Below are 23,007 nucleotides of genomic sequence, written 5' to 3' on the forward strand. Positions count from 1 at the left end.
TTACAAAGGGCGACGGTCCACGAAACGCGTGAAACCTACCTTGGAAGAACAACGTCCCCACAAAGGAGGCACTCCGTGACTGTTGACCGCACTGCAGAAGAACTGGCCCCCGCCCAGTCCACTGCTACCGCCGTTCCCACCCTTGAACACCGCCCCGGCCGCTGGATCGCCAACTGGGATGCCGAGGACAAGGGCCAGTGGGAAGCCGAAGGCCGGTCCATCGCCAAGCGCAATCTGTACTGGTCTATCTTCGCCGAATTCCTCGGCTTTGTCGTATGGCAGCTCTGGTCGATCGTAGTCGTCCAGCTCCCCGCAGCAGGTTTCAAGTTCGATACCAACCAGATCTTCTGGCTCATCTCCATCCCCAGCCTCGTAGGCGCCACTCTGCGCATCCCCTACACCTTCATGGTGCCGAAGTTCGGTGGCCGCAACTGGACCATCGTCTCGGCACTGCTCCTCCTGATTCCCGCCAGCGGCCTGGCGATCTGTGTTTCCAACCCGGAAACGCCGTTCGGTGCCATGCTCCTGGTAGCAGCCCTCGCCGGCTTCGGCGGTGGCAACTTCGCCAGCTCGATGGCCAACATCACCTTCTTCTACCCGGCCCGCGAAAAGGGCTGGGCACTGGGCCTGAACGCCGCGGGCGGTAACCTTGGTGCCGCCGTCGCGCAGCTTGTGGTTCCCATCGCCATCACCCTGCTCGCAGCTGGAACCGTGAACCTGCCCATGGCCGGCATCATCTGGATCCCGCTGATCCTGATCGCAGCTTTCGGTGCCTGGAAGTACATGAACAACCTCACCAGCGCCAAGGGTGATGTGGCCGGATCCGTAGCGGCCCTCAAAGAACCGCACCTGTGGATCATGGCCTTCCTTTACATCGGTACGTTCGGCTCGTTCATCGGCTTCGCCGGCGTCTTCCCCAAGCTGATCAAGGACTACTTCCCCGATTTCTCCTCCATCCACCTCGGTGCAGTGGCCCTGTCCCTGGCATTCCTCGGCCCGCTGGTCGGTTCCCTGGCCCGTCCCTACGGTGGCCGCATGGCAGACCGCATGGGCGGCGCCCGGATGACCATTGCCTCGTTCGCTTCCATGGCCGTCATTACCCTGACCATGATCTGGACGCTGCCGCTGAAGAACTTCTGGCTCTTCCTCACCTTGTTCCTGGTGCTCTTCCTGGCGAGTGGCTTCGGTAACGGCGCAACGTACCGCATGATCCCGGTGATCTTCGCGACCTCCAGCCGGGCCGCCCGTGCAGGCGCCCCGAGCGCCACCACCGCACGGTTGGCGTCCTCCTCACTGGGCCTGATCTCGGCGATCGGTGCCTACGGCGGATTCGTGATCCCCCAGGTGCTCAACGCCTCGAACACAGCAAGCGGCTCCTACACCCCGGCGTTCTACGGATTCGTTGGAGCCTACGTCCTGATGCTCACCGTCTGCTGGGTCTGCTACATCCGCCCCGCCCAGAAGCGCAACACGATCGGACACATCTAGATGCCCAACGGCGCCGATACCCACTGCCCCTACTGCGCGCTCCAGTGCGCCATGACGCTGACCCCGGCTGCTTCGGCAGCTGGGGCAGCGCCCGCGCCCTCGTCCGACGCAGCACCGGCAAGCCCTGCCACACCTGCAATGCCCGGTGACGGTGCCGTGCCCCTGGAAGTTTCAGGGCGCGATTTCCCCACCAACCGGGGCGGGCTGTGCCGCAAAGGCTGGACATCGGCGTCGTTGTTGCGTCACAACGGCCGCGTCACCGAACCGATGCTCAAAGGATCCGACGGCGTCCACCAGCCGATCTCCTGGGACCAGGCGCTCATGCTGATCACCGCCGCTGTGAAGGACACCCAGAAGCAGCACGGAAACGACGCGGTTGGAGTTTTCGGTGGTGGCGGCCTCACCAATGAGAAGGCGTACATGCTGGGCAAGTTCGCCCGGCTGGCCCTGCGCACCTCTCGCATCGATTACAACGGCCGCTTCTGCATGTCATCGGCAGCCGCCGCAGGCAACCGCGCCTTCGGCGTGGACCGTGGCCTCCCCTTCCCCGTCACGGACCTTGACTCCGCGTCCGTGATCCTCATGCTCGGCTCGAACGTCGCCGAGACCATGCCTCCGTTTGTCCAGCATCTTCAGGGTGCGCGCGACGCCGGTGGGCTGATCGTAGTGGACCCCCGCCGTTCGGCTACGGCAGCTTTCACGGGCGACGGCGGCGGCCTCCACTTGCAGCCGACGCCCGGCACAGATTTGGCCCTCCTTTTGGGCATCAGCCACGTTGTTGTCCACGAAGGCCTGGCCGACACCGGCTACATCGAGGCAAACACCAAGGGCTATGCTTCCGTGGTCCGCAGCCTCAACGCCTTCTGGCCCGAGCGCGTCCAGTCCATCACCGGCGTCCCGGCCACCCTCATCCGTGAGACCGCCAGGCGTCTGGCACAAGGCGCCCGCAACGGCGGCAGCTACATCCTCAGTGGCCGTGGAGTGGAACAGCACGTGGATGGTACGGACACCGCAACCGCTGCCATCAACCTCAGCCTCCTCCTTGGCCTGCCCGGCTCGGCCCGCAGCGGCTACGGCACGCTGACCGGCCAGGGCAACGGTCAGGGCGGCCGCGAGCACGGCCAAAAGGCCGACCAGCTTCCCGGCTACCGCAAAATCACCGACCCCGCTGCACGCGCCCACATCGCCAAGGTCTGGGGTGTGGACGAGTCGCTGATCCCCGGAGCCGGCCTGCCCGCCGTCGAGCTCCTCAAGTCGCTCGGAAAGCACGACGGCGTCCGTTGCCTCTTCGTGCACGGCGCCAATGTGGTGGTTTCGGCGCCGGACACCAACGCGGTAACCCAGGGACTCCGCAGCCTGGACTTCCTGGTGGTTTGCGACTTCTTCATGTCCGAGACCGCGGCCGAAGCCGATCTGGTCCTGCCCGTGACGCAGTGGGCCGAGGAAGAAGGGACACTGACCAACCTCGAAGGACGCGTCATCCGACGCCGCAGGGCAATCACCCCTCCCCCGGGCGTCCGCAGCGAACTATGGCTGATGGCACGGCTCGCGGAAATGCTCGAGGCTCCATCCATGTTCAGCGATGACCCCGAGACAGTGTTTGAAGAACTCAGACTTGCTTCCGCCGGTGGGCTGGCTGACTACTCCGGAATCGACTACGCCATGCTGGATCGTGGCGAAGCTGCCTATTGGCCGTACCCCGTGGGCAGCCAGGGAACGCCGCGACTCTTCGCGGACGGGTTCGCACACGCTGATGGCCGGGCCGTGATGGTCCCGGTTACCCCCTCCAAGCGGGCTGTACGTTCGTTTGCGGACGACTCTCTGGCCCTCGCCACTGGCCGCCTCCTGGAGCACTACCAGTCCGGCGCCCAGACTCGCCGCGTGAGCGAGCTGCTGGCGTCGCAGCCCCAGGCCAAGCTCCTGATCCACCCCGGCACGGCTGCAGCGCGCGGCATTGCCGACGGTGACTATGCAACAGTGACCAACCAACGCGGTGAGGTCCTCTGCCGGGCGGAGCTCAGCAACTCGGTCCGCCCGGACACTGTGTTCCTCCCGTTCCACTTCCCGGGCCAGGAAAACGCCAACCGCCTCACTGAGGCGGTCACCGATCCCATCTCCGGCATGCCGGAGTTCAAGACCAGCCGGGTATGGGTCCGGCGGGCAGCGTCCACCACAGTGTCAGCGGCTCCAGTCGCCGTGCCTGCCGGATCCGGGCTGCCCCTGCACGCCAAGGAGGCATCATGAGCGAGCGCATTGTTGTTGTTGGATTCGGCCCGGTTGCTGCGCGACTGGTGGACGAACTGCTTCCCGCGGTCCGCGCAGGACTCGTGCAACTGCTGGTGGTCGGACAGGAAGCCGAGGCCGCCTACAACCGCGTCATGGTTGCAGAACTCGGCGTCGGACGGACCACTCCTGAAGCCCTGGCCATGGCTGATGCTGCTGAACTGGAGGCCGACGGCGTTGACGTCCGGTTGGGTGTCAAGGTGAAGAGGATTGACCGTGCACGCCAGCACGTGATTCTCTCCGACGGCACCAACGAACACTACGACCGCTTGGTGTTTGCCACCGGTTCCCGGCCCGTCATTCCCAACCTCACCGGTTTGAACCCTGATCCGGCCGGCCCCGTTCTTCCGGCCGGTGTCACTGCCCTGCGCGATCTTCGCGATGCCGCGGTCCTCCGTGAAGCTGTCGCTGGCGGTAAACGCGTGGTGGTCCTGGGTGGTGGCGTGCTTGGCCTGGAAACCGCCCTCGCCGCCGCAGACGAAGGCGCCCAGGCAACGGTGGTCCACAACGGCCCCTTCCCTTTGGGCCGCAGCATTGACCGCGGCAGCGGATCCGTCCTGACGAGCAGCCTCCGTGCTGGCGGCGTCCGGATGGCCGGCAACGCGAGGTCTACTGGCGTGGAAACCGCTGGCCCCGGCGGTAGCTTCTCCGCTCTGCTGCTGGAGGACGGCTCGGCGATCGACGGCGACCTGCTGGTTCTATCCTGTGGTGTGCGCCCGAGGATCGAACTGGCCGAAGGCTGTGGTCTTCCCACGGGTGCCGGCATCCTGGTGGACCACCATCTCCGGACCTACCACGAGCCCCACATGTTCGCAATCGGCGATTGTGCCGAAGTCCGCTGCCCTGACGCTTCCTGCCTCGATTGCCGGACCGCCACCGGCCCCTCCGGCTTGGTAGGCCCGGGCTGGCGTCAGGCCGAGTGGCTGGCCGAATACCTCGTGGTCCTGGCCCGGGACGGCCAGGAAACCGCGGACGCGCTGGAAGCCCTGCCCACAGAAAAGCCCGGCGTCGTGGTTCTGAAAGCACGCGGCATCAACCTGGCTGTTGCCGGCGATAACCAAGCCGATCCATGGGACGAAGAGCTTCTGGAAGCCGGGGCCACTTCTGGCCGGGCACGCCGCCAGATCTCCCAGTGGGCCGATCCCGAGCACGGCCGCTACGTCAAGATGACCACGCGCGGTGGTGTTCTGGAGGGTTTGGTGGCTGTGGGCATGCCCCGGACTGCCGCTGAACTGGTGGTGCTTTTCGAACGTTCCTCGGAGTTGCCGGCCGACCGTTCCCTGCTGCTTCGCCTGGACGGCCCGGACCAGTTGGATTCCGGCGCCACCAGCAACGATCCCCAAAGGACCGTGTGCCGCTGCGCCGGGGTGAGTGCGGCCAGCATCGAAGGTTCCGTCGTGGAAGGCTGCAGCACCGTGGGCGAGGTATCCAAGGCCACCCGCGCGGGCACAGGGTGCGGCGGATGCCACGAGGACATCAAGGGGCTCATCGAAAAGCACTTCCAAGCGGCGGCCGCCTGACGCGTAGCCCGTCGTAGCGGATGGCACCCAGTACGCGGGAAAGCTGCGCGTTCGCTGGAAGTTTCCCTGCGAGCCCGCAGCTCTCCCGCGAGTTCGTATCCAGCGGTCTAGAATTCCGGGGTGAACGTATCTGAGCAGGCGCCGGGAGTCTTCTTCGTCCAGGGGCCCGCGTCCAACTGGGTCATTGTCCGGGACGGCACGGGCTTCCTACTGATCGACGGCGGATACCCCGCCGACCGTGACTTGGTCCTCGAATCGATCAAGGGGCTCGGCCTGGATCCCGCCGATGCCAAAGCCATGCTCATCACCCATGGCCACGTGGACCACACGGGCTCCGCTGCCTTCTTTTCGCGGACGTTTGGCACGCCCATCCTGTGTTCCCCGGAGGAATTGGCACACGTTCAAGGCAAGGAGAAACACCAGGTCACGTTCGGTCAGGTGATGATCCGGGCTTGGCGTCCGCGCGTTTTCCGCTGGTTGCTCCATGTCATCAAAGCGAAAGCCCTCCAGGCGGAGCCGTCAACCCGCGCCGAGGCGTGGGACGAGGACAGGCTCCGGAGCCTGCCTGGCCAGCCGGAAGCCATCCTCTTGCCCGGGCACACTCCCGGCAACGTTGCCCTACTGCTCTCCGGGGCGCAGGCCATCGCCGTCGGCGACACATTTGTCAGTGGCCACCCGATCAGCACACAATCCGGGCCCCAGATGCTGCACCGGATGTACCACTCGGACCCGGAGACCGCCCTCGCAGCGGCACGCTCATTGAAACTCGTCCAAGCCAACGTGATCCTGCCGGGCCACGGTCCCGCGTTGCACATGCCCCTTGCTGAAGCCATCGCAGCCCTCCAAACGTAGGAAACAGGAACGCCCGCTTCGATGACGCGCTGCGCACCAGACGGTAGGAATCGTCTGGCATGCAGCGAGTCGTCGAAACGGGCGCCACAGGAGCAAGAAGCTACATGTGCACGTGCAAGCGCCGCGCTGCCTCCGAGATGGACCCGGTTAGCGACGGGTACACCGTGAACGCACTGGCGACGTCATCAACGTGCAGCTTCTGCGTGACGGCCACGGAGATCGGGAAGATGAGTTCCGAAGCGTTCGGTCCCACCACCACGCCCCCAATCACGGTGCCGGATCCCTTGCGGGCGATGATCTTGACGAAGCCATCCTTGGTGTTGCGCATCTTGGCGCGGGCGTTGCTGAGCAGCGAGAGCATCACGACGTCGCCCTGGTACTTGCCGGACGCGAGGTCGGCCTCCGAAACACCCACCGAAGCGATTTCCGGGGACGTGAAGATGTTCGAGGCCACCTGGTTGAGCTTGAGCGGCTTCACGCCATCACCCATGAAGTGGGCAACCGCGATGCGGCCCTGCATGGCGGCCACGGACGCCAACGCGAACACGCCGGTGCAGTCGCCGGCTGCGTAAATATTGGGGGCAGTGGTGCGCGAAACACCGTCCACCTTGATGTGCCCGGACTCCGTCAAGGTCACGCCGGCTTCCTCAAGCCCGATTCCCGCAGTGTTGGGGATGGAACCCACACACACCAGGCAGTGCGAGCCCGTAACTACCGATCCGTCGCCCAGGGTGACCTTCACGCCGTCGTCCGTCCGCTCAACCGCGTTGGCGCGCGACCGGGACAACACGCGCACGCCGCGGCGCTCGAACACGCCTTCCAGCAGTTTGGCGGCGTCCGTGTCCTCACCGGGGAGGACCTGGTCACGGCTGGAAATCAGGGTGACCTTGGAGCCGAGGCCGTTGTAGGCGGAGGCGAATTCCGCGCCGGTGACACCGGAGCCCACTACGATCAGTTCCTCGGGCAGCTCGTCCAGGTTGTAGATCTGGGCCCAGTTGAGGATGCGTTCGCCGTCGGGCTTGGCCGTGGGGAGCTCGCGCGGGTGTGCACCGACCGCCAGCAGGATGGCATCAGCATCAACGGTTCGTGTGCCCTCAAGGGTCAGGACCTCAATCGTGTTGTTGTCCAGCAATTTGCCGGAACCGATCACGATCTCCACGCCGAGGCGTTCCAGCCCCGCCCGAATGTCGTGGGACTGGCCACGGGCCAGATCCAGGACGCGGTCGTTGATGTGCTTCAGATCGGCGCGGGGCTTGGAGCCGCCGCCGTCGCCGTCGAATTTGACGCCCAACTCGTCCGCCTCACCGACGCGGGTCATGAGGTCGGCGGTGGCAATAAGGGTTTTGGAAGGCACGACGTCGGTCAGCACGGCGGAGCCGCCAAGGCCTGCCCGCTCGATGATGGTGACTTTTGCGCCGAGGGAAGCGGCCACCATGGCGGCTTCATATCCTCCGGGACCACCCCCCAGAATCGCGATACGGGGGGAACTGAAGTCAACTTGGGTGGTCACAATTCTCAATTCTCGCTCATTGCACCGCAGGCTGCCAGTCAGCCAAGCCTCACCCCCGGCGTCGAACGCGTCCCTACCAAATTGCTGCACGCGCAAGGTAGCTTGTACCAGTGAGTAACACTGAGCTGATGAACACAGACCCTTTCGAAGCTGCCCGGGCCGCCGCGGACTTCATTGCCGCCGAGACCGGTGTTGAGTCCCACGACGTAGCCCTGGTGCTCGGTTCCGGCTGGGCCGAAGCCGCCGACCTCATTGGTGAAACAACCGCCACCTTGAATGCTTCGGAGGTTCCCGGCTTCCACCAACCTTCCGTTGTGGGCCATGTGGGAACCATCCGCTCCGTTCTGACCAAGGAAGGCAAACGCGCCTTGGTTCTTGGAGCCAGGACGCATTACTACGAAGGCAAGGGTGTCCGCTCAGTCGTCCACGGCGTTCGCACGGCCGCAGCCGCGGGTTGCAAGACGCTGGTCCTCACCAATGGCTGCGGCGGCCTCAACGAGGATTGGACCCCGGGCACGCCTGTGCTCATCAGCGACCACATCAACCTGACGGCCACGTCCCCGCTTGAGGGCGCCACGTTCGTGGACCTCACGGACCTGTACTCCTCACGCGTCCGGCAACTGGCCCGCGAGGTGGATCCGTCGCTGCAGGAAGGTGTCTACGCCCAGTTCAGCGGCCCTCACTACGAGACGCCGGCCGAGGTCCAGTACGCCAAACGGATCGGCGCAGACCTCGTGGGAATGTCCACGGCGTTGGAAGCCATCGCCGGACGCCATGCAGGCATGGAGGTCTTCGGCATCTCGCTGGTCACCAACCTTGCCGCGGGCATCAGCCCGGTTCCGCTGAGCCACGCCGAAGTCCTCGAGGCCGGCCAAGCGGCAGGCAAGCGTATCTCCACGCTGCTGGCGGAAATCATCGCGAAGCTCTGAAGGCCTGCTAGCCCTTTACCGGCCCTTGGGTCGGAAGCGTTGGACCAACGCTGACCACCACTCCGTTGCTGGACACGCCGTCCACTGTGGCCGTGATGATTGCCTGCCCTTGCAGGGCGCCCCGTACCAAGCCATTGCTGACGGTGGCGACGATCCGGCGGCTCGACGCCCATGCAATGACCGGGTTCCCGGGCTTGCCGTCGCTGTACTTGACAGTGGCGGTCAGCTGGACGGTAGCACCCGGTTCCAGTGCATGCGGACCAGCAGGACTCACGACGACGGCAATCACCGCATGCTCCACCGTCACCTTCGATTGCGCTTTCCATTCCTTGCCATCGGTGTCCACGTGTTTGGCTTCGATGAGCACTTGCCCCAGGCCCTGCGCGGTCAGGAGTCCGGAGGCGGAGATTGTTGCGACCTTCGGGTTGCCGGTGGACCACGTCACGTTGGGTTCGGGCTTGGTGGTCCCGTCCGTGTACGAGGCAACTGCGGTCAATTGGTGCGTCTGCCCTTGCTTGATCGTGAGTTCGGCGGGGTCGATCGCCAAGCCCGAGAGCTTGGCCGGCGGTGCCATGTTGACGGTGATGCGTGCGGTAGCTTCGAACCCATCCTGGGAGGCGGAGATGGTGGCGGTGCCCGGCTTTGCAGCGGTGACCAGGCCGTCGCCGTCCACGGTCGCAATGCCAGGATCATGGGACCCCCATATAGCTGTGACGTTGAGCCTCCCGAGTGACCCGTCGCTATACGTTCCTTCGGCGACGAGCGGTATCTTGCCTCCAGGGCTGGTCTCAGCATCGCCCGGGGTGATGCGCAGGGCCGTCAGCGAGGCCGTTCCCGGCGTGGTGACCTTGAGCTCGAAGCGTCCGGAGACGCCGTCGACCGTTGCTGTCAGGCCAGCGACACCCGGCGCGACCGCCGTCGCCTGGCCATCAGCGGTGATTGCGGCCACCGCGAGGTTGTCCGAAGCCCACTCGACGCCTTCCTGTAAAGGACGTCGGGTGCCGTCGGTGTAGCTTGCTTCCGCAGACAACTGAAGGATGGCCTCCGGATGGAGCGAGCTTGCCGGAGCGCTCACGGCGATGGATTCCAGCACTACTCGTGGCTGGTCAAGGAGCACGCGGACAGCCACCAGCCCGGCCGTCACGAGCACCGCGGCCACGATCACCACCAGCCAGGTTCTCACCAGCCTTCGCCGAACAGTGGACATGCCTTCGCCCAAGGCACGGTCCAGGTCGGCCGGGTGGGTCTTCGCATGAATCGCAGCCTCGGACAACAACCGCTCCCGCAGCGCGTCCCTCACGGCCGGCCTTCTTCCAACGCCAGGCGGTTGGTTTTCTCTTCGGCAGCCGCCAATGATTTGCCGACGTCCAGGGCGGGACGATCCGTCATCCCGGCAATCTCACCAACAGTCAGGTTCGCGAAGACATGAAGCACGACGGCGACCCTCTCGTCGTACGGCAACCTCGCCAACGGACTCTGGCTGGCTTTGGCCTTCTTCTTCTTGCCTTCGCGGCTCTGGAGCCAGTGTTCGTGTTTCTTCAGGAGTTCCACGAAGACGCACAGTGTGTAGACGCGCAACTGGGGCGTCACCGGACCCTTCCACACATTGGTGGATTGGGACCACGCTGCCTCCAGCAAGTGACGGGCAGTTTCGGGGTTGTCGCAGAGCAAGTGGGCGCAGTACTCCATGTCCCCCCTCTGCCGTTCGAAGACGCTGCGAAGCTCGTCTTCGCGGTCTTTCAGGGCGGGCGCGAGCTTGATGCTGGGAGAAGCTCCGAGTTCGATTTCCCGGATGGCGGGCATGAGGACGGCAACGGCCAGGGTCAAGAGGCCCGCACCAAGGGGCAGGGCCGAGAGCAGGGCCGGAAACAGCAAACTCACCACGATCGCTGCCAGGGCAAGGACAGCGAGGACCAGCCGCAATGGAGTCAGTGAGGACCGCCAACGCCGCTTTGGTAACTCACACATGCTGCACCAGCTCACACCAGGCGTGATCCGGTTTCCTTTGATGGCTCCGGAGTCGCTACCACATTTTACGTCCATCGATTGGACATTTGAAGGCTCCAACAATGCCCTCCATTACCCGCCAGTAGGCCTCCATCGCCTCTGTGACTTGGACCATTTCAAAAGTAAACACACAGCAAATTCTCAGATTAAATCTGCTTTATTGCGAAACATTTGATTCCCCTCCAAGGTTGTGGCACGCGCACGCGTTGAGAAATGTAAACGCTTGCACACGGACGTCTGACAACCCGTTTTGGCCTTCGAAACGTGCTTTGATTTGTCCCGCGAAGCACGTCTAGCGTGGGAGTCGTTCCGGTAAGTCGACGTATCGGAGCCGCCGCGGCGAGAACCCCACAAGGGATCGCCGCACCTCGAAACGATGGCGTCCCTCGAAGACGCCTTCAGCGGATCGAGCGGACACCGTAGTAGCGAGCCCCCTTAACAGGGGACCAGGGCATGCGCCCCACTCCACGAAGTCCAACACTCCGCGAGAAGAGCAAGCATGAACACGCACTCAACCCTTCAACGGCCGCGCCGCCGGCTGCGACAGGCAGCCGCCCTCGCAGCCGCAGCCAGCGTGGCAGGCAGCATCCTGCTGGTGACGCCGGCTGCGCAGGCCAACCTGCCGGCTGACCCGCCGTCGAACACCATGCCGGCACCCACGCCCGGCTTCCCACTGCCCTCCGTCCACACGCAGGAGGCGTACGATCCTGCCGCCGACTTCACGTCCAAATGGACCCGTGCAGACGCAAAGCAGATCATGGCACAGAGCAACACCAACGTTGCTCCGGGCCAGAACTCCATGAGCCCCGACGTCACCATGCCGGAAATCCCCAAGGACTTCCCCGCCATGAACGACGACGTCTGGGTGTGGGACACCTGGTCCCTGACGGACGAGAACGCGAACCAGATCAGCTACAAGGGCTGGGACGTCATCTTCTCCCTGGTTGCTGACCGGCACGCCGGCTACGGCTTCGACCAGCGCCACTGGAACGCCCGGATCGGGTACTTCTTCCGCAAGACCAACGCTGATCCGGCCAAGGACAAGTGGAACTACGGCGGACACCTGTTCCTGGACAACTCCTCCATCGGCAACACCGAATGGTCCGGCTCCACGCGCCTCATGCAGGGCAACAAGATCAACGTCTTCTACACGGCCACCACGTTCTACGACGTCGCTGAGCGAAACGCAGGCGGCGGCGGCATCGCTCCGGATGCTGTCATTGCCAAGGCACTGGGCAACATCCACGCCAACCAGGACGGCGTGACCTTCGACGGCTTCGAGCACACCAAGCTGCTGGAGCCGGACGGAAAGATGTACCAGAACAAGGCCCAGAACCCGGGCTTCGCGTTCCGTGACCCGTACACCTTCGCGGACCCGGCGCACCCTGGCAAAACCTTCATGGTCTTCGAAGGCAACACCGGTGGCACGCGCGGCGACTACAAGTGCAAGCAGGAAGACCTCGGCTACCGCCCGGGCGATCCCCACGCTGAGACCCTGGACCAGGTCAACACCACCACAGGTGCCTGGTACCAGACCGCAAATGTTGGCCTGGCAGTGGCCGACAACAAGGACCTCACCAAGTGGAGCTTCCTGCCCCCGATCCTGTCCGCCAACTGCGTCAACGACCAGACTGAGCGTCCGCAGATCTACATCCAGAACGAAAACGGCAAGAACAAGTACTACCTGTTCACCATCAGCCACCAGTTCACCTACGCGGATGGCATGCGCGGCCCGGACGGCGTCTACGGCTTCGTGGGCAACGGCGTTCGCTCCGACTTCCAGCCGGTGAACAACAGCGGCCTGGCCCTGGGCTCCCCCACGGACCTGAACATGCCGGCCAACGCGCCGGAGGGTCCGGACCCGCGCCAGAACGGCCGTCAGTTCCAGGCTTACTCGCACTACGTACAGCCTGGCGGCCTCGTGCAGTCGTTCATCGACAACGTCGACGGCGTCCGCGGCGGCTCCCTGTCCCCCACCGTGAAGATGAACTTCCAGGGTGGTGTGACGCAGGTCGACCGCACCTTCGGCAAGAACGGCCTCGGCCCGTTCGGCTACCTGCCCACCAACCTCCGCGTTGGCGGCGAAGGCCTCTACAAGTAGGCCGCAACACCCCCGGCCGTTAGGCCACGGCAGGGGTGCGGGCTCCACAAGGGCCGGCACCCCTGCCACTCCCCAACCCCAGGATCTCTCCCCATGACTTACCCCAATCCCCGCCTGTCCCGCCGTCACCTGCTGGCCGCAAGTGCCGCCGTCGTGGTCGCCTTTTCCGCTGCCGCCTGCACCGCTCCAGCAACGGAAAGCCCGACGTCGGCCCCCACCCCAGGCGGGCACCGGCCATCCGCTTCGGATCCGTGGCGGCCCGCAGCCCACCTGACTGCTGAAAAGAACTGGCTCAACGATCCCAACGGCCTCGTGTACCACGACGGGACCTACCACGCCTTCTACCAGTACAACCCTCGCGGGAACTCGTGGGGCAACATGTCCTGGGGCCACTCCACCAGCAAGGACCTGGTGCACTGGGAACAGCAGCCTGTTGCCATGGAGGCGAGCCCGCAGGAGGAAATCTTCTCCGGTTCGATCGTGATGGATAAGAACAACGCGTCCGGTCTGGGATCTGCGCAGAACCCGCCCATGGTGGCCCTCTACACCAGCGCATATGGAAAGAACGGCGCGCTCCCCCAAGGTGCGCAAGCGCAATCCGTGGCCTTCAGCCTGGACAACGGAAGCACCTGGCAGAAGTACAAGGGCAACCCCGTCCTGAACCTGGCGCCCACCAACAACAACTTCCGCGACCCCAAGATCACCTGGTACGAACCCGGCCGATACTGGGTGATGACCACGGTCGTGGCGGACGCGCAGGTAGTGAAGATGTTCAAATCCACGGACCTTCTCCACTGGGACTTCCTCAGTGACTTCTCCGGGGTCGGCGCCCAGGGCGGACTCTGGGAAGTGCCGGAACTTGTCCAGATGGACGTAGAGGAGTCCACCGCGAAGAAGTGGGTCATGCTGCTGAGCATCAACCCCGGCGGCATCGCGGGTGGCTCGGGCATGCAGTACTTCGTGGGCGAATTCGACGGCACCCGTTTCACGGCCGAAAACGCCGCGCCCGCCGATGCTCCGCTCACCGAGTCCCAGTGGTTGGACCATGGCGCCGACTACTACGCGGCAAACTCCATCTCCGGAGCGCCCGGCGGCAAGCCAGTGCTCCTTGGCTGGATGGGCAATTGGGATTACGCCCAACACGTTCCCACCACGCCGTGGCGCGGGTCCATGGCAATCCCCCGCGAACTCACCCTGGTCCGGGGCCAGAAGCGGCTCGAACTGCGATCGGCAATTGCCGGCGTGGCGAGGGAGGCACTCGAACGCTCAGGTGAGATGAGGAGCAAAAACCTCACCGTCGGCCTGGAGGCGCAGGATCTTGGCGCCGATTTTGCCAGCCGTACGCAGCTCATTGAGCTCGAAATGGACCTTACCTCTGCCCGGGAAGCAGGAATTCTCCTTCGTCGATCCGCTGACGGCAGCGCTGGCCTCCGTATCTCCTACAACAAGGAAAAGCGCACGGTAAAGGTTGACCGTTCCAAAGCCGGGACCAGCAACTTCTCCGAGAAATTCAGCCCTTATCACGAGGTTGCCCTGCCCTCCTCAGGCAGCGATGGCAAGGTCCGCCTGCGCATCCTCCTGGATTCCTCGTCCGTGGAGGTCTTCGCCCAGGATGGGGCGGCAGTTATTTCGGACATCTTCTTCCCGGACTGGGACAACACGGGATGTTCTGTGTTCAGCATGGATGGGAACACGGACTTCACCGTCCAATCCCGCGCCCTCTGAAGCAACGCGGGGTCAGATACGGCCCATTGCGACTGGATTTATGGGCCATATCTGACCTCGCGTTGCCTTTGACGTGGGCAATGAGGATAGTTTTGTCCCTATGACATCAAGCGATGCCGCCCTTAACCAGCTGCTCACCGACGCCCGCGAATGGGCTTCCCACGATCCGGACCCCACGACGTCGGCCGCTCTCCTTGAGCTCACCGACCTCGCCAGCGGCGGTGACGCAGGAGCAGTCCAGGAATTGGGCGACAGCTTTAGCGGCACCCTGCAGTTTGGCACCGCGGGCCTTCGAGCGGCTCTCGGCCCAGGACCCAACCGGATGAACAGGGTGGTGGTGCGCCGGGCAGCGGCTGGCTTGGCTGCATTCCTGAACGAAGCGGTGTCCGCAGCTGCTCCTGGTACCCGGCCGCGCGCCGTCGTCGGCTTTGACGCCAGGTATAACTCGGACATTTTCGCCGAAGAGACGGCTGCCATCTTCACAGCGGCGGGGATCGAAACCTTCCTCATGCCGGCAGCACTCCCGACGCCGTTGCTCGCCTATGCGGTCAGGGCGCTGGATTGCGATGGCGGTGTGATGGTCACTGCGAGCCACAATCCGCCGCAGGACAACGGCTACAAGGTCTATCTTGGCCGGCACGCCGTGACCGAGAGCGGCAGGGGTTCACAGATCGTTGCCCCGTACGATGCCCGGATTGCGGAAAAGATTGAGACCGTGGGCACCCTGGAGTCTATCGAATTGGCCGAAGCTGGCTGGACCGTACTTCCCGGCTCAATCGCCACGGAATACCAGGCGGCAATGGCAGGCTTGGTGGATGCAGAGCACTTCCCCTCGCGGGACTTGAAGATTGTCCTCACCCCCATGCATGGCGTGGGTGGTGAAACAGCCGTATCGGTATTGAACGCAGCAGGCTTCACGGACGTCACCCTCGTCGCCGAGCAGGCCGAACCTGACCCCGACTTCCCCACCGTCGCATTCCCCAACCCGGAAGAACCAGGCGCCCTGGACCTGGCGCTTGCGGCCGCGGCGGACCTGGGTGCCGACATCGTCCTGGCCAACGATCCCGACGCCGATCGGGCTGCGGTTGCTGCGGTTGACCCCGCCACCGGCGCCTGGCGGATGCTGCGTGGGGATGAAGTTGGCGCGCTGCTGGGCGCACACATCGTTGCGCGCATGGCTGCAGGCGCCGGCGAAGAACCCCGGGCAGGCGTCTTCGCCAACTCCATTGTTTCCTCACGGCTGTTGTCACGCATTGCGGCCGCTGCGGGCTATGCCCATGAGGAGACACTCACGGGCTTCAAGTGGATTTCGCGCGTCCCGGGACTCACCTATGGGTACGAGGAAGCGCTGGGATATTGTGTGGCGCCTGATCTGGTCCGGGACAAGGATGGCATCTCAGCGGCAGTTCTTATCGCCGAATTGGCAGCAACCGCAAAGGCCGAGGGCAAGACGATCTTCGACACCCTGGATGAGCTGTACCTGGTGCACGGGCTTCATGCGAGTGACCAGTTGAGCATCCGCGTGGCGGACCTAGGGCTCCTGGATGCCATGATGAACCGCTTGCGGGTCAACCCGCCGGAAGCGTTTGGAGGCTCCGCCGTCGAGGTTTTCACCGATCTTGCCGAAGGCAGCGAATCCTTGCCGCCCACCGACGGGCTTTTGTACCTCACACGGGACCAGAGCCGCGTGATCATCCGGCCCAGCGGCACGGAACCAAAGCTCAAGTGTTACCTGGAGGTCATCCAGGCTGTGGAGTCGGCGGCCGAGCTTCCCGCTGCACGCCAAGCAGCGCGGACATCCCTGGACGATGTCCTTCGGGATGTCCGCGAAGCGTTGGGCTTGTAGCCGCCGGAGTCTGGCGGGTTCTTAGAGTTCGACCTCGATGTAGCCATCCACAAGGCGGGTGGCAAAGGTTGCGAGCTTGAGGCCCGGGTCCGTGAAGCACTCACCGGTTTCGAGGTCGTAAACCTCTTTGTGCAGCGGCGACGCAATGGTTGGCCGGCTGCCGCGGGACCCGATAATGCCGCGGGCCATGACGTTGGCCAGGGTGGCCGGGTCCTGCTGTGCGACGGCGAAGACTTCGCCGGGTGCGATGCGGAACAACGCTACCTGCCGGCCTTCGATGAGTGCCGCTTCGCCCCAGGCCACTTCGAGTTCGTCCACCGGGCACACACGGTGCCATTCGCCAACGGCGGTAGTAGTCAGTTCGTCGGCACGGTCCAGAATTACGGTCATTTCAGCCCCTCTCACTGTGTCCGGGCGCTGGCAATTTCCACCTTCACTCCCCCGGACCGGGCCACGCTTGCGGCCACTCTTCAAAGCTAGGGCGCGGGTGTTTCATCGGGGGTCCGCATTTGTGTCCGGTGCGTAAAAGAGACCTCACACCCCGCGAAATGCGTTCGTGATGCAGAAGTTAAGATCACGAAACAAAGGGGAAACTGAAGCGAAACTGCCCGTCCCTAGGCTGGAAGCACAAGTTGCGGAGATCCGTCTGCAACATCTGCGAAAGGCCCACCAGTGACCGGACACACTTCAAGTACAGAGAACCCGCGCCGCATCGTTGTCGTCGGAGGCGGCCCTGCGGCCCACCGTTTCGCCGACGCAATGTACAACCGCGGTCTTGAAGGCTGGCAGGTTACGGTGCTGACCGAAGAGGCGCACCTCCCCTACGACCGCGTTGCGTTGAGCAAGGCCCTGACGGAAACCGATGTAGACCTCACCCTGGGCGATGCTGCCATGTGGGAGCACGAGGCCCTGACGCTGAAGACCGGCGAGCGCGCAGTCAAGATCGATTCCGTTGCCAAGAGTGTCCTCACGGCGGCAGGCAACAAGTACGAATACGACCACCTGGTGGTTGCCTCGGGTTCGGATGCAGCCCGGCTTCCCATCCCTGGTTCCGAGCACACTCACGTTTACCGGACGCTCGAGGACGTCTGGGCCATTAACAAGGCCATTGCAGAGCTTCGCGAGAAGCTGGGCCGCAAGGTTAACGCGGTCACCATCGGTGGTGGCTTGCTGGGCCTTGAATCCGCTGCAGGCACTGAGCAGTTGGGCGCCACGCCGATCGTCATCAACGGTGCACCGTGGCTCATGAACACGCAGCTGGATGAAGGCGCCGGCCAGGCGCTTGGCCGCTTGATCGAGGCGAAGGGCTTCGAGGTCCACGGTGGCGTCTTCCCGTCCGAAGTACTGACGGACGACGACGGCAACGTCACCGGAGTCCTGATGGCTGACGGCCGGACTATTGATGCGGACCTCGTGATCGTGGCTATCGGTGTGAAGCCGCGCGATGACCTCTTCCGCGCAGCTGAGGGCGAAGAGCAGCTGTTCAGCCTGGGCCAGCGCGGCGGCGTGGTGATCAACGATTTCTGTGCCACTGAGGTGGACGGTATCTGGGCGATCGGTGAAGTGGCCAACTTCGAGGGCATGTGCCTTGGCCTCGTTGCTCCTGCAAACACCATGGCTGAGATCGTGGCGGACCGCCTGCACGGCGGGGCGGCCACGTTCCCCGGTTTCGATACCGCCACCAAGCTGAAGTTGTCCGGTGTAGATGTTGCGAGCTTCGGTGATGCCTTTGCCCGCACCGAGCACTCCCTCGAAATCGTCTACGCCGACCCCGCCCGTGGCGTTTACCAGAAGATCGTCACTACTGACGATGCCAAGACCCTCCTGGGCGGCATCTTCGTGGGTGACGCATCCCCTTACATGAGCCTGCGCCCGCTGCTGGGACGTGAGCTGCCGGCCGAACCCGGCGCTTTCCTGAGCGCTGCCGGTGGCGGCGAGGCACCGGAAACCGAGCTTCCGGACGATGCCATCCTGTGCTCCTGCAACAACGTGTCCGCCGGAACCATCCGTGACACCGTCAACGGTTGCGGTGCCTGCGAGGGCAACGCTCCCGTGCAGGAGCTCGGCGAGCTCAAGGGTTGCACGCGTGCCGGCACCCAGTGTGGTTCCTGCGTCCCCATGTTGAAGAAGCTCCTCGAAGGCGAACTGAAGAAGTCCGGCATCGAGGTTTCCAAGGCCCTCTGCGAGCACATCAGCCTGTCCCGCCAGGAGTTGTTCGATGCCATCCGTGTCCTGGAACTGACCTCCTTCGAGGAGATCATGGCCAAGTATGGAACGGGCGCCGGGTGCGATATCTGCAAGCCGACCATCGCCTCCATCCTGGCCAGCCAGCACTCCGCCTACGTCCTGGATGCCGGCCGTGGTTCCCTGCAGGACACCAACGACCGCGCGTTGGCAAACATGCAGAAGGACGGCACCTACTCGGTGGTTCCGCGCATTGCCGGTGGTGAAATCACTCCCAAGGGTCTCGGGGTCATCGCAGCGGTCGCCGAAAAGTACAACCTTTACACCAAGATCACCGGTGGCCAGCGCATCGATATGTTCGGTGCCCGCCTGGAGCAGCTGCCGGACATCTGGAAGGAATTGGTTGACGCCGGCTTCGAATCCGGCCAGGCCTACGGCAAGAGCCTGCGCACGGTGAAGTCCTGCGTCGGATCCACATGGTGCCGCTTCGGCGTCCAGGATTCCGTAGCCATGGCTATCGCTTTGGAACTGCGCTACCGGGGCCTGCGCAGCCCGCACAAGCTGAAGATGGGTGTTTCCGGTTGTGCCCGCGAGTGTGCAGAAGCCCGCGGCAAGGACGTCGGCGTCATCGCCACCGCTGATGGCTGGAACCTGTACGTGGGCGGCAACGGTGGTGCTACCCCGGCACACGCGCAGTTGCTCGCCAAGGACCTGGATGACGAAACGCTGCTGAAGTACATCGACCGCTACCTCATGTACTACATCCGTACCGCAGACCGCCTGCAGCGCACCGCGCGTTGGCAGGAAGAGCTCGACGGCGGCATCAAGCACGTCGAGGAAGTAGTGGTACACGACTCCCTGGGCATCGCCGAAGAGCTTGAGGCCGCCATGGCCAAGCACATCGACACCTACGAGGACGAGTGGGCTGAGACCTTGAAGGACCCGGAGCGCCTCCGCCGTTTCCGCTCCTTCGTCAACGCCCCCAACCAGAAGGACGAGTCCATCTCCTTCGTTCCGGAGCGCGGCCAGATCCGTCCCGCGACGAACGAGGAAAAGGGCGGCGTGCTCATCGCCTCCACTATCCCGGTCCGCCGCGAAACCGTCGGCGCAGAACCCGTCGGCGCAGAGAACTAGGGGTATCCATGCAGCTCACCATTGATCTAACAGGCCGCGAAGTCCTCGTCACCGGATCCGAAAAGACCGCCCGCCAAGCGGTTCGCCGCTACCAGGCTGCCGGGGCCAAGGTGTTCCGCCTCAGCACACCTTCTGGCGCACCCGGAGACGGTCCGCTTCCGGAGCGTCCGTTCCTGGTAGCAGTGGTGGACGACGGCGACACCGGCTGGGAGCCGTTGGTGGAACGCTGCGGTGGTGCCGGGATTCCGGTTGCCTTCGAGCCGGCACCGGGCGCCGAAGGCCAGGTGACCCTGGTGGGCGGTGGTCCGGGCGCCCTGGATCTCCTCACCGTTGGTGCGGTAGACGCCCTGCGGGATGCCGACGTCGTGTTTTACGATCGCCTGGCCCCGTACCAGGAGCTGGCCGACCTGACGTCCGGCGAGCTGGTGGACGTTGGAAAGCAGCCTGGCCACCACAAGGTGACGCAGCGTGACATCGAAAAACTGATGGTGGAAGCTGCCCTCCTTGGCAAGAACGTGGTTCGGCTGAAGGGCGGCGATCCATACGTCTTTGGCCGCGGCGGCGAAGAAGTGGCCGCCTGTGTTGCCGCTGGCGTTCCCGTCCGCGTGATTTCCGGCGTCACGAGCGCTATCTCCGTTCCGGCCGCAGCAGGGATTCCGGTAACGCACCGCGAGGTCAGCCACATGTTCACCGTGGTCTCCGGACACGCTCCCCTGACCGAGAAGGAACACACGCACCTGGCAGGACTCGGCGGCACGATCGTTGTCCTCATGGGCATAGGAACCCTCCCGCAGCTTGCCGCCGGCCTGCGCCGCGCGGGCATGGAATCCGACATGCCGATGGCCGTGGTGGAGCGCGGCTACCGCCCGGGCCAGCGCACCACCATCGCCGATCTGGGTACGATCGAAACGGCGGCCACCGGTTGCAGCAACCCGGCCGTGCTGGTCATAGGCGAGGTGGTCCGGGTGGCTGAAGCCAACCGTAATCATGCCGAAGCATCCGCTGAACTGAGCCGACTCGCGGCTTCGCTCCTTGAAGCCTGAAAGTAAATCAATGACTGTTGCACGTGCACTTGAAATCCAAGACGTCACAACCGCCACGGACGTTTCAGAAGCTACCGAAGCGCCGCTGGACGGGTTCCGCATCGGCGTCACCTCGCATCGCCGTTCCAGGGACCTCATCGAGGCCCTGGAACGCCGCGGTGCGAGCGTGCTCCATGCTCCGGCCTTGAAGATCGCGCCCGTGCAGGAGGACATGGTCCTCATCGAGGACACCCGCACCATCATCGCCGCCAAGCCGGATATCTGCATCGCCACCACGGCCTACGGAATGCGCCGCTGGTGCGAGGCAGCGGACTCCTTCGGCATCGGCGAGCAACTTCTGGAAACACTCTCGGCGTGCCGCATGTTCGTTCGGGGACCCAAAGCCCGCGGTGCCGTCCGCGCGGCCGGCCTTGCCGACGTCGGAATCAGCAGTGACGAAACCACGGCCACACTCGTGGACATGCTCCTGGCGGAGGGCGTCCGGGGCAAGACTGTTGCTGTGCAGCTGCACGGCTACACGGATGTGCGCCAGCTGGAGCGGCTGCGCATGTCCGGCGCCACCGTCCTGACGGTGACGCCCTACCGCTGGGTCAAGCCCGACGGCGAGGACAAACTGCCGCGCCTGATCGAGGCCGTGTGCAACGGCAACCTTGACGTCCTGACCTTCACCAGCGCCCCGGCAGTGGACGCAATGTGGAGCACCGCGCACGAGATGGGCCTGTACCGCCAGCTTATTGAAGCCCTCAAAGGTCCCGTGACGGTTGCTGCCGTCGGGCCCGTGACCGCACAGCCACTGGTCGACGCCGGGCTGACGCCACTCATTCCCGAGCGCTACCGCATGGGCGCCCTGATTCGCCTGGTGACAGAGCACCTGTCCCTGAACCATGTGCGCCGCCTGGAAACCAAGAGCGCCACCATCGAACTCCGGGGGCGCTGCCTGCGGATCAACGGCGAAGTAGTAGAACTCGCTCCGGCGCCCTTGCTCTTGCTCCGGGCCCTGCTCGGCGCCGGTGGTGCGGTGCTGTCCCGTGAAGCGCTCTCGGATCTCCTGGACCTCCGCGGTTCCGTGCACGCCTTGGACATGACCGTCAGCCGTCTGCGTTCCTCGCTTCCGGACGGCAAGCTCATAGAAACCGTGGTGAAGCGCGGGTATCGCCTGCGGGCTTAGATTCGCCCCCCAGGAAAGCACCGCAACGTCCAGGACGTTGCGGTGCTTTTCGCCGTTAACCGGATCTGCGCTGTTGTCGCGCGCCTTGTCCTGACAGGAACATTTCCTTGGCAGAAACCTTGTCCTTGACAGCTGCAAAACGTTTTAGGTAGTGTGATTCAAACAACATCCAAAACGTTTTGCAAAGGACTGTCGATGACGACGAGGGTAGGCATCCGCGAAGTGGCGAAGGCTGCCGGCGTTTCGATCACCACGGTGTCCCATGCACTCAACGACGCCACGAGCGATCGCGTGAACCGCAAAACGCAAGAACACGTACGGGCCGTGGCCAAGGACCTGGGCTACGCCCCCAATCGCCTGGCGAGCGGACTGCGGAACCAGCGTTCGCAGATCATCGGCCTCGTCAGTGATCAAATCACCACCACGCCCTTTGCGGGGGCCATGATCCGCGGTGCCCAGGAAACTGCATATCAGCGGGGCTACCTGCTGATGGTGCTCAATTCAGGGCTTGACAACGATCTTGAGAAACACGAAATCCAAACCCTCCAGCAACACCAGGTGGACGGGATCATTTACGCCCGGATGTACCACCAGGGCGTCACGGTTCCGGAGGAACTTTACGAAGTACCTACCGTCCTGCTGGACGCGGCCTCCGCTGACAGTTCAATCTCCTCAGTGGTCCCGGATGAAATCGCCGCCGCAGAAAGTGCGGTGGAAATCCTGGCTGCTGCAGGGCATCAGAGGATCGGGATGATCAACAATATTGATGATATCCCGGCCACGCACGGACGGCTGGAGGGCTACCGAAACGCCCTCATTCGCAACGGGCTGCCGGAAGATCCCCGGCTCGTCGCCTCCGCACTCTCGGACACTGTCGGTGGCAGGCAAGCAGCGGCACAACTGCTGTCCTTACCTGATCGGCCCACTGCCCTGTTCTGCTTCAACGACCGCATGGCCATGGGAGCCTACCAATCAGCTTCCGCAGCAGGCCTCCGCATCCCGGAAGACCTCTCGGTGGTGGGAATGGACAACCTCGAACTCATCGCAGACGCGCTATGGCCAGGGCTGACCACCGTTGCCCTTCCGCACTACGAGATGGGGTGCTGGGCCGTTACCCGGCTCCTGGACGACATTGAAAAACCCGGCACGCCGCCGGGGCAGAAAAAACTCCTCTGCCCCGTCATCGAACGGGGCTCGGTGGCGCCGCCACACTGACA

General features: G+C 64.1%; 16 protein-coding genes. 12 read left to right on the plus strand and 4 right to left on the minus strand.

Annotated features, from left to right (window positions below; all coding sequences use genetic code 11):
- Positions 1-75: 75 nt before the first annotated feature.
- The 4 genes from ACTAQJ_RS09455 to ACTAQJ_RS09470 all read left to right on the plus strand — a co-directional run bounded on the left by ACTAQJ_RS09455 (position 76) and on the right by ACTAQJ_RS09470 (position 6,143).
- Positions 76-1,488: an MFS transporter gene (locus tag ACTAQJ_RS09455; RefSeq protein ID WP_477513738.1), complete on the plus strand. Its 1,413-nt coding sequence runs from the start codon at positions 76-78 to the stop codon at positions 1,486-1,488.
- Positions 1,489-3,732: a molybdopterin oxidoreductase family protein gene (locus ACTAQJ_RS09460; protein ID WP_498701800.1), complete on the plus strand. Its 2,244-nt coding sequence runs from the start codon at positions 1,489-1,491 to the stop codon at positions 3,730-3,732.
- Complete coding sequence (locus ACTAQJ_RS09465) at positions 3,729-5,291, plus strand: FAD-dependent oxidoreductase (RefSeq protein ID WP_431119216.1); 1,563 nt, start codon at positions 3,729-3,731, stop codon at positions 5,289-5,291. The genes ACTAQJ_RS09460 and ACTAQJ_RS09465 overlap by 4 nt, the downstream gene beginning before the upstream one ends.
- 120 nt (positions 5,292-5,411) lie before the next feature.
- Positions 5,412-6,143, plus strand: coding sequence for an MBL fold metallo-hydrolase (locus ACTAQJ_RS09470; protein ID WP_498701801.1), 732 nt, complete (start codon positions 5,412-5,414; stop codon positions 6,141-6,143).
- A 100-nt stretch (positions 6,144-6,243) separates the two neighbouring features.
- Here the strand turns inward: ACTAQJ_RS09470 and ACTAQJ_RS09475 are convergent, their stop codons facing one another.
- Positions 6,244-7,653 carry an NAD(P)H-quinone dehydrogenase gene (locus ACTAQJ_RS09475; RefSeq protein ID WP_431119213.1) on the minus strand — a complete coding sequence of 470 codons (1,410 nt, stop codon included), beginning with the start codon at positions 7,651-7,653 and terminating at the stop codon, positions 6,244-6,246.
- Positions 7,654-7,781: 128 nt separating this feature from the next.
- Between ACTAQJ_RS09475 and ACTAQJ_RS09480 the strand changes: the two genes are divergently transcribed.
- Positions 7,782-8,582 (plus strand): purine-nucleoside phosphorylase, encoded by an 801-nt coding sequence (locus ACTAQJ_RS09480; protein WP_416418752.1) that lies wholly within the window; start codon positions 7,782-7,784, stop codon positions 8,580-8,582.
- A gap of 7 nt (positions 8,583-8,589) precedes the next feature.
- Here ACTAQJ_RS09480 and ACTAQJ_RS09485 read toward each other — a convergent pair whose 3' ends face one another.
- Both ACTAQJ_RS09485 and ACTAQJ_RS09490 read right to left on the minus strand, forming a co-directional pair.
- Positions 8,590-9,882 (minus strand): Ig-like domain-containing protein, encoded by a 1,293-nt coding sequence (locus ACTAQJ_RS09485; protein ID WP_498701802.1) that lies wholly within the window; start codon positions 9,880-9,882, stop codon positions 8,590-8,592.
- Entirely contained in the window at positions 9,879-10,550 is a 672-nt protein-coding gene (locus tag ACTAQJ_RS09490; protein ID WP_431119211.1) for a hypothetical protein, read from the minus strand. The genes ACTAQJ_RS09485 and ACTAQJ_RS09490 overlap by 4 nt, the downstream gene beginning before the upstream one ends.
- A 538-nt stretch (positions 10,551-11,088) precedes the next feature.
- On the opposite strand from ACTAQJ_RS09490, the gene ACTAQJ_RS09495 reads away from it, so the two are divergent.
- The 3 genes from ACTAQJ_RS09495 to ACTAQJ_RS09505 all read left to right on the plus strand — a co-directional run bounded on the left by ACTAQJ_RS09495 (position 11,089) and on the right by ACTAQJ_RS09505 (position 16,261).
- A complete protein-coding gene (locus ACTAQJ_RS09495; protein WP_431119209.1) occupies positions 11,089-12,690 on the plus strand; it encodes a glycoside hydrolase family 68 protein in 1,602 nt (533 codons plus the stop codon).
- A 93-nt stretch (positions 12,691-12,783) separates the two neighbouring features.
- Positions 12,784-14,415, plus strand: a complete 1,632-nt coding sequence (locus tag ACTAQJ_RS09500) for a glycoside hydrolase family 32 protein (RefSeq protein WP_498701803.1) — start codon at positions 12,784-12,786, stop codon at positions 14,413-14,415.
- Positions 14,416-14,515: 100 nt separating this feature from the next.
- Positions 14,516-16,261 (plus strand): phospho-sugar mutase, encoded by a 1,746-nt coding sequence (locus ACTAQJ_RS09505; RefSeq protein WP_498701804.1) that lies wholly within the window; start codon positions 14,516-14,518, stop codon positions 16,259-16,261.
- 21 nt (positions 16,262-16,282) lie between these two features.
- Here ACTAQJ_RS09505 and nirD read toward each other — a convergent pair whose 3' ends face one another.
- Positions 16,283-16,651, minus strand: a complete 369-nt coding sequence (gene nirD / locus ACTAQJ_RS09510) for a nitrite reductase small subunit NirD (protein WP_431119205.1) — start codon at positions 16,649-16,651, stop codon at positions 16,283-16,285.
- A gap of 282 nt (positions 16,652-16,933) precedes the next feature.
- On the opposite strand from nirD, the gene nirB reads away from it, so the two are divergent.
- The 4 genes from nirB (at position 16,934) to ACTAQJ_RS09530 (ending at position 23,005) form a co-directional block, all read left to right on the plus strand.
- Entirely contained in the window at positions 16,934-19,579 is a 2,646-nt protein-coding gene (nirB, locus tag ACTAQJ_RS09515; RefSeq protein WP_431119203.1) for a nitrite reductase large subunit NirB, read from the plus strand.
- Between the two features lie 8 nt (positions 19,580-19,587).
- A complete protein-coding gene (gene cobA, locus ACTAQJ_RS09520) occupies positions 19,588-20,622 on the plus strand; it encodes a uroporphyrinogen-III C-methyltransferase (RefSeq protein ID WP_498701805.1) in 1,035 nt (344 codons plus the stop codon).
- A 10-nt stretch (positions 20,623-20,632) separates the two neighbouring features.
- Positions 20,633-21,790, plus strand: a complete 1,158-nt coding sequence (locus tag ACTAQJ_RS09525) for a uroporphyrinogen-III synthase (protein ID WP_498701806.1) — start codon at positions 20,633-20,635, stop codon at positions 21,788-21,790.
- A 195-nt stretch (positions 21,791-21,985) separates the two neighbouring features.
- The gene (locus tag ACTAQJ_RS09530; protein WP_498701807.1) at positions 21,986-23,005 is read left to right on the plus strand and encodes a LacI family DNA-binding transcriptional regulator; all 1,020 of its coding nucleotides are present in this window, start codon (positions 21,986-21,988) and stop codon (positions 23,003-23,005) included.
- Positions 23,006-23,007 lie beyond the last annotated feature (2 nt).

This window comes from Arthrobacter sp. alpha11c (assembly GCF_054149985.1).